Raw genomic sequence first — 11,586 nt, forward strand, 5'->3', positions numbered from 1 at the left:
TGCTTTAGAGGAATTAGAAAATAAGATTTTTATGAGGGAAATTAGTTGTATTAGAACTTTTTCCTATGGTACCATTTAATATAGTTTTTCCCGCTTGGGAGGAGGAAAGAAATGAAACGTATATTTGGTAATACAGTCATTTTTGCCCTAATATTCTTAGTTCTTATCGGACTTATTGGATTATTCAAAGGACAAAATAATGAGGCTGAAGAATTTAATGTACAAGAATTTATGCAAGCTTTAAATAATGGCGAAATCAAAGAAATGACGATGCAGCCAGCTAATAAAATTATGCGAGTTACCGGGGTCTTAGAAAAAGATAGTCAAGAATTTATTGCTCAGGTTCCGGATAACACCGATATTATTGCTACAATTACTGATCAAGCAACAGAACAAAGTGTTTTAAAAGTTAAGGAAGAAGAACAACCAAGCGGATTTGTAACTTTTCTAACAACGATGATTCCATTTCTCATCATCGGATTGTTTATCTTCTTTATGCTTAGTCGGGCCCAAGGTGGCGGCGGTGGAGGCCGCGTCATGAACTTTGGGAAAAGCAAAGCAAAAATGTATAGTGAGGATAAAAAGAAAGTTCGTTTTAAAGATGTAGCTGGAGCTGATGAGGAAAAGCAAGAACTTGTAGAAGTTGTTGACTTTTTGAAGGACCCTCGTAAATTTTCATCAGTTGGTGCTCGTATTCCAAAAGGGGTACTCTTAGTTGGGCCTCCGGGAACAGGTAAAACGCTACTTGCTCAAGCAGTAGCAGGTGAAGCAGGTAAACCATTCTTTTCTATAAGTGGTTCTGACTTTGTAGAAATGTTTGTTGGGGTAGGTGCATCTCGTGTACGAGATCTATTTGAAAATGCAAAGAAAAATGCACCTTGTATCATATTTATAGATGAGATAGATGCAGTTGGAAGACAGCGTGGCGCGGGCCTCGGTGGAGGACACGATGAACGTGAGCAAACGCTGAACCAACTTCTCGTTGAAATGGATGGATTTGGCGTCAATGAAGGAATCATTATTATCGCTGCAACAAACCGTCCTGATATTCTAGACCCAGCACTGTTGCGTCCAGGCCGTTTTGACCGTCAAATTACAGTTGATCGTCCAGATGTTAAAGGGCGTGAAGCAGTTTTACATGTCCATGCCAGAAATAAACCGCTGGACAATACAGTGGATATAAAAACAATTGCTATGCGTACTCCTGGTTTCTCGGGAGCTGACTTAGAAAACTTATTAAACGAAGCGGCATTAGTAGCAGCCCGGCATGATAAGAAAACGATTGATATGCTTGATGTCGATGAGGCAATTGACCGTGTAATTGCTGGTCCTGCCAAGAAAAGCAGGGTTATCTCAGAAAAAGAGCGGAATATTGTTGCATACCATGAAAGTGGACACACGATTATTGGTATGGTACTTGATGATGCAGATACTGTGCATAAGGTAACAATTGTACCGCGGGGGCAAGCAGGCGGATATGCTGTTATGCTACCGAAAGAAGATCGTTATTTTATGACAAAACCAGAGCTATTTGATAAAATAACTGGCCTTTTAGGTGGGCGAGTGGCAGAAGAAATCATTTTTGGCGAAGTAAGTACTGGTGCTTCAAATGACTTCCAGCGAGCCACAGGAATTGCCCATAAAATGATTACAGAGTATGGTATGAGTGAAAAAATAGGTCCGCTTCAATTTAGCAGTGGCGGTGGCCAGGTTTTCTTAGGCAAGGATATTCAGAATGAGCAAACATATAGTGATGCAATCGCTCATGAGATTGATAAAGAAATGCAAAACTTTATCAACTACTGCTATGATCGAGCTAAAAAGATTCTTACAGAAAATAAAGATAAGTTAGAGCTCGTGGCTCAAACGCTACTTAAAATAGAAACATTAGATGCAAAACAAATTAGATCGCTTTTTGAAGATGGTGTACTTCCTGAGCCTGAAGTGGACGCGGAAGCAAATGAAAATAGTGATGTTAAAGTAAACATCCAACGCAAAGATAAAGACCAGATTACACCTGAGTCTTATGAAGAAGCAAAGGCAAAAGCAAAGGCTAAACAATCTGAGGCTCAAGAATATAAGAAAGATGAGAACAAAATCTCTTCTGATGAGCAAGAATCAACTGAAAAATCCGATAAGGATGATAACCATAAGGAAGAGTAATGAAGATTTCTCTATTTAGTTAAAACCCCGAGCAGTGGAATGAAAATAAAAAATCCACTAATCGGGGTTTTTATCGTTTTAGGCGAGAAGACTCCATCTTAGGGTGAAGTAGGGTGTAGATGAATCACCTTTTGGACAAGGGATAGCTTTAGCTATCTCCATTGTCCGATTCAAACAATTTTAATTTTTCCCTTCCAACAAGTATGATTATGGTATCTATCGAAACAAAAAATAAGAAATGCTAATTATCAAAACAATTGGGCGTATTCGGTTCGTGTTTCACCACTTCTTTTCAAGAAACAGAAGTGCACGAATTATCCAAAACAGATTCAGTGAGTAGTTCAAACGTAAGGCTATAATTACATAAGATGTGTTTTAATAATTCTATACTAAAAAAATATATGGTATATTTGTAAGAAAGAATTTATATTTCATTGGAAGGTTTGGTTAATAATGTTGTTTGTTCTCGATGTAGGCAATACAAATACAGTTTTAGGTGTATTTGAAAAGGATCAATTAAAACATGAATGGCGGATAAAAACCGACCGTTATAAAACAGAAGATGAATTCGGTATACTAATAAAATCTTTATTTGAATATAAGGGTATTTCCTTTTCGGAAATTACAGGAATCATTATTTCCTCGGTTGTCCCTCCTATTATGATTGCATTAGAAAGAATGTGCAAAATCTATTTTGATCAAAAGCCGCTCATTATAGGAGAGGAAAATGTTCATACCCACTTAAAAGTTTCCTACCCAAATCCAAAAGAAATTGGATCAGATCGTGTTGTGAATGCAGTTGCTGCAATAGCAACTTACGATACTCCACTTGTAATAATTGATTTTGGTACTGCAACAACTTATTGTTATATCAATGAGCATCAGGAATATACTGGAGGTTTGATTACCCCAGGGATTAGCATTTCAATGGAAGCGCTGTATAGCAAGGCTTCCAAACTGCCAAAAATCGAATTACAGCCACCGGAGAATATCATTGGCTCTTCTACAGTTGAAGCAATGCAATCAGGAGTTTTTTATGGGTATATAGCTCAAGTGGATGGCATTGTCATGCGAATAAAAAGGCAAATGACACATGAACCAACCGTAATTGCTACCGGAGGATTAGCTTCTTTGATCGGGGAAGCATCTGAGACAATCGATTATGTGGATACGCACTTAACGCTAAAAGGATTAAATTTAATTTATCAAAAGAACTTCATAAAGTAATTAGAATTAGGTCATTATAAAATAAGGTGAATGATTATTTTTCTCTTATTTTAAACAAGATTGTAAAGGAGAATTCAAATACCTATGAAAGATTATTTAATTAAAGCTACTACCTATGAGGGAATGGTACGAGCTTATGCTACTACGACAACAAATACAGTTGCAAAAGCACAAAAAAGGCACGACTCATGGGCTACGGCTTCAGCCGCATTAGGTAGAACGATAACCATTACTGCGATGATGGGTGCAATGTATAAGGGGGATGATTCACTGAGTGTGAAAGTAGAAGGAAATGGGCCCTTAGGTGTGATTGTGACAGATGGTAATGCAAAAGGAGAGGTTCGTGGCTATGTAGCAAATCCTCATGTTGACTTCGAATTGAATAACCATGGGAAACTTGACGTCGCTCGTGCAGTAGGCATAGAGGGGAATATAAGTGTTGTAAAAGATCTTGGGCTAAAAGATTATTTTACGGGACATGTTCCTATTATTTCAGGAGAAATTAGTGAGGATTTCACGTATTACTTCGCAAATTCTGAGCAAATACCTACAGCAGTTGGTGCAGGTGTTTTAGTTAACCCGGATCATTCCATTTTATCTGCGGGAGGATTTATTATCCAAGTGATGCCAGGTGCCGATGAAGAATTAATTACCCGGTTGGAAGACCAGATTCAGACATTTCCATCCATATCGAAGTTGATTAGAGAAGGGAACTCACCGGAGCAAATATTAGAACATTTATTTGGAAAAGAGGAAGTAAAGGTGCATGAGCAAATGCCAATTACATTCCGCTGTAAGTGCTCTAAAGAACGGATTGAACGAGCGATCAAGGGTCTTGGAAATGAAGAAATTCAAGCGATGATTGACGAAGATCATGGTGCAGAAGCAACTTGTCATTTTTGTAATAAAAAGTATTATCTTACCGAGGATGAGCTAGTAAATTTAAAACAATAAACCAACCGTTAGTGAAAGGAAGTAATTCATGTCAAGAAGGCTGTTATTGGGTATTGTTGTGGTACTGCTGATCACCAATATTGCTACATTCTTAATTTGGAAAACAGATGAAAAAATAGTAATAGATACTGGCGGAGAAGAAAAAGAGATAAATAGCAATAAACCGGTGGCCATCATTGATGGGGCAAAAATATCATATGATGATTGGGTGTCTTCTTTAAGAAGAGATTATGGAGAAAAACATTTAAAAACGCTGATCGACCAAAAGCTTGTGAAGCAATTGGCGGAACAAGAGAATATACATGTACATGAAAAAGTAATTGACCGGGAAATTGCATTGCTTACGACGATGCAGGGAATAATGACAAAAGAGGAAACAGCACGCATGGAAGAAAAATGGCGAGAGTCTATCTTGCATCGTTACCAATTAGAGGCCCTATTAACAGAAGGCATAGATATTTCAGCAGGCGAAATACAAAAGTATTATGAACAATACCATAAGCAATACGATTTTCAGGCTTCTCGGCAGTATTCCCACATCGTTGTGGAAGATAAGAAAACTGTTGAAAAAATTATGGATGAGCTTGATCAAGGCGCATCATTTCGGTTACTAGCTAAAGAATACTCAATTGATGGGGACACCAAAAAAGAGGGCGGGTATCTCGGGTTTTTTACAAATAAAAGCTCCTTTGTTCCAAGTAAGTATAATGAAAAGGCAGCTAAAATGGAGGAGAGAACATACAGTAAACCATTTAAAACAACAGATGGATTCGTAATTCTTTATCTTCATCGAAATTTACCGTCCATCACATTTTCTTATGATGAAATAAAGCCATACATAAAGAGGGAGCTCGCATTAGATAAGCTAGATCAACCACTTACAGCAAGTCCTTTATGGAAAAAGGCAGATATAAACTGGATATTTGAAGAATAATTTGATATAAGTACATTTAACCATCCGCCTATTTTATTCATTTTTGTTGACAAAATAACGCAAAGACCGTAAATTATAAATAAATCCTATGCACTTAGTAGGAATTTGGAGGTTATATTAATGAGAGTTGCTAAAAACATTACGGATTTAATTGGCGAAACTCCTATTGTAAAATTAAATAGAGCTGCTGATGAAGACAGTGCAGAAGTCTATTTGAAATTAGAATTTATGAATCCTGGAAGTTCTGTTAAAGACCGTATTGCCTTATCCATGGTGGAAGAGGCTGAAAAACAAGGTGTTTTGAAAGCTGGAGATACGATTATTGAACCGACAAGTGGGAATACTGGAATCGGATTGGCAATGGTTGCAGCAGCCAAGGGATATAAATTAGTAGTAGTTATGCCAGATACAATGAGTAAAGAGAGACGAAATTTGTTGCGGGCTTATGGGGCAGAATTAATTTTGACACCCGGGGCAGATGGAATGAAAGGCGCAATTCAAAAATCAGAAGAATTAAAAGAGGAACATGGTTATTTTATGCCACAGCAGTTTGATAATGAGGCAAACCCAGAGATCCACGCCCGTACGACAGGAAAAGAAATTGTAGAACAAATGGACGATGGATTAGATGCCTTTATTTCAGGAATTGGTACTGGTGGTACGATTACCGGGGCAGGTAAAGTTTTAAAGGAACATTTTAAAGATATTAAAATTTACGCAGTAGAACCAGATGATTCCGCAGTATTATCAGGAGATTCCCCAGGTCCGCATAAATTACAAGGGCTTGGAGCTGGCTTTGTGCCTAAGGTGTTAGATACGGATGTATATGAGGATGTTATTCGTATCTCAAATGACGAGGCGTTTGAGACTTCTCGCAATGTGGCAAAATTAGAAGGCATTTTAGGAGGTATCTCTTCTGGTGCAGCAGTAGCGGCAGCACAGAAAATAGCTAAGAAGTTAGGTAAGGGAAAAAAAGTTTTGGCGATACTGCCGGATAATGGAGAAAGATACCTATCTACGCCATTGTATCAATTTGATAAGGATACTGAATAAGAATTAACTGCTCATAAAATGATGCTGAGGGCTAGCTACTCATTTAAAAATGTATGCTAGCTCTTTTTCGTTATTTTATGATAATATAAGTATGGTTAATCTAATGAAAGAAGGTCCGATGTAGTATGCAATTAAAAACGGCAGTAAAAACATATAATTTGGCAGAACGTACGCATATCATGGGCATTTTAAATGTTACACCTGATTCATTTTCTGATGGTGGAAGTTATACATCTATTAAGGAAGCAGTAAATCAAGCGATAGAAATGGAAAGGCAAGGGGCAGATATCATTGATATTGGCGGAGAATCGACAAGACCGGATCATGAGCCTGTCTCTTTAAAGGAAGAATTAAACCGAGTCATACCGATGGTTGAGGCCGTTAAATCAGCGGTGAATATTCCTATTTCCATCGATACATATAAAGCAGAAACGGCAAAGCAAGCGATCGATGCGGGTGCTGCCATTATTAATGATATATGGGGAGCAAAAAAAGAACCTGAAATCGCTAAGGTTGCTGCAGATAATAATGCACCAATCATTTTAATGCACAATCGAACGAATATGAACTATACATCGCTTCTCGGTGATATGAAGCAAGATTTACAGCAAAGTATCGATATTGCTTTACAGGCGGATGTAAAAAAGGAAAATATTATCCTTGATCCTGGGATAGGATTTGCGAAAACAATGGAAGATAATCTAGTAGTGATGAACAACTTGGAACAATTTTCCCAGCTTGGATATCCAGTTTTACTAGGTGCCTCTAGAAAGAGAATGGTCGGAAAAATATTAAATGATATTCCCGCAGAGCAACGGGATATTGGGACTGGAGCTACAACTTGTTTAGGAATCACGAAAGGAGTCCAAATTGTACGTGTCCACAATGTTAAGATACATAAAGATTTAGTAGATGTGATGGATACGATACGCCGTTATTAAAGGGGGGGTGAAGACGAATGCAGGATAGAATTTTATTAAATAATATGCAATTTTATGGCTTTCACGGTCTGTTCCCGGAGGAAAATAAACTTGGTCAACGATTTCATGTTGATCTAGAACTATTCACCGATCTGCAGAAACCAGGAAAAACAGACGACATGTCTGATTCTATTCATTATGGACATGTATATGAACTTGTCCAAAAAATAGTGGAAGGTGAGGCTAAAAACTTACTTGAAGCTGTAGCAGAAGAAATTGCAAATCAATTACTCGTCTCATTTGATATAATGGCTGCTTGCAAGGTAAAGGTCATAAAACCCGATCCCCCAATTGCTGGCCATTATCAGTCTGTTGCAGTAGAAATCTTCAGGGAGAAGGTATCATGAAAAAAGCTTTTATAGCACTGGGAACAAACATAGGACCACGCTTCACATATTTAAATCATGCAATAAGTGCACTGTCAGAGGTGGAAGGCATTATTATCTTAAAAAAATCATCCATTTATGAGACTGCACCGGTTGGTTACTTGGATCAACGTTATTTTTTAAACATGGTGATTCAAATAGAAACTTCCCTAGAAGCTATCGAACTATTGAATACATGTCAGACGATTGAACAACAATTAGGGCGAAAACGCACGATTCGTTTCGGCCCTAGAACAATAGATCTTGACATTTTAGTATATAATCAAGAAAATATAAAAACAGAGCGTTTATCAGTACCGCATCCACGAATGCATGAACGTGCCTTCGTGCTGGTTCCATTAGAGGAAATTGCTCCGTCCTTAAATATCCCAACATATAATAAAACGGCAGGAGACTTAATAAAGGATCTATCAGAAAGCGCAGAAAAGGATGTAACGACATGGACACCAAAAGAGTCGGCAGAAGAATAAAAGCATTTCGAAAGCTAAAAGGTTACACGCAAATTGATTTAGCAAAAAAAATAAATGTTCCTATAGCTCATCTTGGAGCAGTAGAACGAGGCACAATGATACCTTCTGGGGAATTATTGGATAAGGTATCCGAAAGTTTAAATATAAGTAAAGAAGAACTAATGTTAGAAGATATAAAAACGAAGGAGTAATGTTAAAAAACTGTATAAAGGAGGCTAAAACGATGTTTCAAATAGGAGATATATCTATTCCTAATCGAGTTGTACTGGCGCCTATGGCGGGTGTGTGTAATTATGCTTTTCGTTTAACGGTTAAGGAATTTGGCGCTGGACTGGTATATGCTGAAATGGTTAGTGATAAAGGAATCGTTAATAAAAATGAAAAAACAATGGGCATGCTTTTTATTGACGAAGAAGAAATGCCAATGAGTTTACAAATTTTTGGAGGAGAAAAAGATTCACTAATGGAGGCTGCGCAATTTGTTGATAAAAATACAAACGCCAGCATTATTGATATTAATATGGGATGCCCTGTTCCAAAAATTACGAAGTGTGATGCTGGTGCACGGTGGTTGCTTGACCCGGATAAAATTCATGAGATGGTTTCAGCAGTGGTAAAAACTGTTGATAAACCAGTAACAGTTAAAATGCGCAGTGGCTGGGATGAAGACCACATTTACGCCATTGATAATGCTAAAGCAATCGAAGCTGCTGGTGCGAAGGCGTTAGCTATTCATGGGAGAACAAGAAAACAAATGTATGAAGGATATGCAGATTGGGACATAGTCAAACAGGTGAAGCAAGCAGTTTCTATACCAGTTATCGGAAATGGAGATATCGATTCCCCTCAAGTTGCAAAACAGCGACTTGAAGAAACAGGCGTCGACGCAGTCATGGTAGGACGTGCTGCACTAGGGAATCCATGGATGATTTACCGTATTACCAAATACCTTGAAACAGGGGAACTATTAGATGAACCGTCCCCTATGGAAAAAATCAATGTCTGTATGCTTCACATGGATCGCTTAATTAAGATTAAAGGTGAAAAAATTGCAATTATGGAAATGCGTAAACATGCTGCATGGTATTTGAAAGGATTAAAAGGGAACGGAAGAATAAGAAGACGTATCAATGAAAGTGAAACAAGAGACGAGTTACTAAATATATTATATGATTACGCACATGAATTAGAAACCTCAATGAGAGCTTCCTAATTTTTAGTTCATTTTTGAACCTGTCAGTAACTTGCTGACAGTTTTTTCTTATGTATGTTCAAGATAGATGAAAGAAGTTTCTTTTTTCTATATACTAATGATAATAGTAGATGCCGATGTACATTGATGTATAATGTAAGAAATATTAGGTTTATAAGGGATCTTTTCTATAAACCATAATACTGGAGGGTTAATAGTGTCAGAAGAATTGAATGAGCAAATGAGTGTTCGACGCGAGAAGCTAAAGGATTATCAAGAAAAAGGGCTGGATCCTTTTGGCTGCAAATTTGTACGGACTCATTTGTCAAAAGAGCTGCAAGAATTATATGATACCTATTCAAAAGAAGAACTGGAAGAACGAGAGGACTATGTTACGATCGCCGGAAGAATGATGACAAAGCGCGGTAAAGGAAAAGCTGGGTTTGCACATCTCCAAGATGTTAGTGGTCAAATTCAGATATATGTACGAAAAGACGAAATCGGAGAAGAAGCATATGACATTTTCAAATCAACAGATATGGGAGATATCATAGGTGTTAGCGGTGTAATGTTTAAAACAAAAGTAGGGGAATTATCTGTTAAGGCAGCAGAATTTCATTTATTAACGAAGTCACTTCGTCCACTCCCTGAGAAATATCACGGATTAAAGGACGTTGAGCAACGATACCGCCAGCGCTATTTAGATTTGATTACCAATTTAGATAGCAGAGATACATTTGTACTACGGAGTAAAATATTACAGTCCATGCGTCGTTATTTAGATGAACTTGGTTATTTAGAAGTAGAAACGCCTATGATGCACGGTATCCCTGGAGGAGCAGCAGCACGTCCTTTTGAAACACATCATAATGCGTTGGATATACCTTTATATATGCGAATAGCTATTGAACTACACTTAAAGCGTTTAATTGTAGGCGGCTTAGAAAAAGTATATGAGATAGGTCGCGTATTCCGAAATGAAGGAGTCTCCACCAGACATAACCCTGAATTTACAATGATCGAATTATATGAAGCATATGCAGATTATAAAGATATTATGTCGCTGACAGAAAGTATGATTGCGCATATTGCTAAAGAAGTTTTAGGTTCGACAACAATTACGTACGGTGAAAACGAAGTCAATTTAAAACCGGAATGGACAAGACTTCATATGGTAGATGCTGTAAAAGAATATACAGGTGTAGATTTCTGGAAGGAAATGAGTGATGAAGAAGCTCGTGTATTAGCTAAGGAACATGGGGTTGAAATTAAAGATACCATGACTTTTGGCCATGTAGTTAATGAGTTTTTTGAACAAAAAGTAGAGGAAAGACTGATTCAACCAACCTTTATTTTTGGTCACCCTGTAGAAATTTCCCCTTTAGCTAAAAAGAATAAAGAAGATGGCCGCTTTACAGATCGATTCGAACTATTTATAGTCGGTCGTGAGCATGCCAACGCATTTAGTGAGTTAAACGATCCGATTGATCAACGTGCTCGTTTTGAATTACAGGTGGCAGAAAGGGAACAAGGGAATGATGAAGCACATCTTATGGATGAGGACTTCCTAGAAGCACTTGAATATGGAATGCCACCAACAGGGGGACTAGGTATTGGGATTGACCGTCTCGTTATGCTATTAACTAACTCACCATCCATAAGAGATGTATTGCTATTTCCGCAAATGCGCAATAAATAAGGTAAGATACAGGAAGACTCTACTGTCTAGAATTTTTTAAAGCAATTACTCGATATACGTGCCATTTCAATTTAGAAATAGCACGTATATTTTTTTATTAAAACAAGCTTAATGAGTGAGAAAGAAAGGAATGTAACTAAAAAGGATGTAAAAATGCACCTTGTTTAATATGTTTCCTTTTTAAGCAATCTTAGATAATAAGGAATATTTTTTGTTAATAAAGAAGAAGTCTTTATCGAATTGTATTTATGAAGTTTGGCATTATAATTTTAGTCATTACCCTTTAACTAAACCCATTTGTTGTTGTACTTATGACTAGAACTGTGCTTTATCAAACGTAAACAGTAAGGAGCAATAACAGAAAGCAAAGCATAACAGGCGTTGCAACATGTACTTGAGGCAGGAAATATTTTCTTTATACTTTTTTTAATAATTTGCTTGCTTTTGGAGAATAATCATGGTAAATTAATAAACGTTGCGTTGAACGGCAATAAAGTTCTTCAACTCCTTTAAAAATATTTTAAAAAA

Annotated in this window: 11 protein-coding genes; all 11 read left to right on the forward strand. The window is 37.3% G+C overall.

Annotated features, from left to right (window positions below):
* The first annotated feature begins 111 nt into the window (after positions 1–111).
* The 11 genes from ftsH to lysS all read left to right on the forward strand — a co-directional run bounded on the left by ftsH (position 112) and on the right by lysS (position 11,058).
* Positions 112–2,163 (forward strand): ATP-dependent zinc metalloprotease FtsH, encoded by a 2,052-nt coding sequence (ftsH, locus tag GZ63_RS0107505; protein ID WP_029268305.1) that lies wholly within the window; start codon positions 112–114, stop codon positions 2,161–2,163.
* Positions 2,164–2,616: 453 nt separating this feature from the next.
* Positions 2,617–3,390, forward strand: coding sequence for a type III pantothenate kinase (locus GZ63_RS0107510; RefSeq protein ID WP_029268306.1), 774 nt, complete (start codon positions 2,617–2,619; stop codon positions 3,388–3,390).
* A gap of 84 nt (positions 3,391–3,474) precedes the next feature.
* On the forward strand, positions 3,475–4,344 hold the full coding sequence (hslO, locus tag GZ63_RS0107515) for an Hsp33 family molecular chaperone HslO (RefSeq protein WP_029268307.1): 870 nt from the start codon (positions 3,475–3,477) through the stop codon (positions 4,342–4,344).
* A 28-nt stretch (positions 4,345–4,372) separates the two neighbouring features.
* The gene (locus tag GZ63_RS0107520) at positions 4,373–5,278 is read left to right on the forward strand and encodes a peptidylprolyl isomerase (RefSeq protein WP_029268308.1); all 906 of its coding nucleotides are present in this window, start codon (positions 4,373–4,375) and stop codon (positions 5,276–5,278) included.
* Positions 5,279–5,398: 120 nt separating this feature from the next.
* The gene (gene cysK / locus GZ63_RS0107525; protein WP_029268309.1) at positions 5,399–6,331 is read left to right on the forward strand and encodes a cysteine synthase A; all 933 of its coding nucleotides are present in this window, start codon (positions 5,399–5,401) and stop codon (positions 6,329–6,331) included.
* A 125-nt stretch (positions 6,332–6,456) separates the two neighbouring features.
* Entirely contained in the window at positions 6,457–7,272 is an 816-nt protein-coding gene (gene folP / locus GZ63_RS0107530) for a dihydropteroate synthase (protein ID WP_029268310.1), read from the forward strand.
* A 17-nt stretch (positions 7,273–7,289) separates the two neighbouring features.
* Entirely contained in the window at positions 7,290–7,658 is a 369-nt protein-coding gene (gene folB / locus GZ63_RS0107535; protein WP_029268311.1) for a dihydroneopterin aldolase, read from the forward strand.
* Positions 7,655–8,167, forward strand: a complete 513-nt coding sequence (folK, locus tag GZ63_RS0107540; protein WP_029268312.1) for a 2-amino-4-hydroxy-6-hydroxymethyldihydropteridine diphosphokinase — start codon at positions 7,655–7,657, stop codon at positions 8,165–8,167. Before folB ends, folK begins: the two co-directional genes overlap by 4 nt.
* Complete coding sequence (locus GZ63_RS0107545) at positions 8,137–8,358, forward strand: helix-turn-helix domain-containing protein (protein ID WP_029268313.1); 222 nt, start codon at positions 8,137–8,139, stop codon at positions 8,356–8,358. The genes folK and GZ63_RS0107545 overlap by 31 nt, the downstream gene beginning before the upstream one ends.
* A 32-nt stretch (positions 8,359–8,390) precedes the next feature.
* The gene (dusB, locus tag GZ63_RS0107550; protein WP_029268314.1) at positions 8,391–9,380 is read left to right on the forward strand and encodes a tRNA dihydrouridine synthase DusB; all 990 of its coding nucleotides are present in this window, start codon (positions 8,391–8,393) and stop codon (positions 9,378–9,380) included.
* Positions 9,381–9,576: 196 nt separating this feature from the next.
* Entirely contained in the window at positions 9,577–11,058 is a 1,482-nt protein-coding gene (gene lysS, locus GZ63_RS0107555) for a lysine--tRNA ligase (RefSeq protein WP_029268315.1), read from the forward strand.
* The last annotated feature ends 528 nt before the right edge of the window (positions 11,059–11,586 follow it).

The organism is Virgibacillus alimentarius, from assembly GCF_000709085.1.
In the GTDB taxonomy this organism is placed as follows: domain Bacteria; phylum Bacillota; class Bacilli; order Bacillales; family Amphibacillaceae; genus Virgibacillus_B; species Virgibacillus_B alimentarius.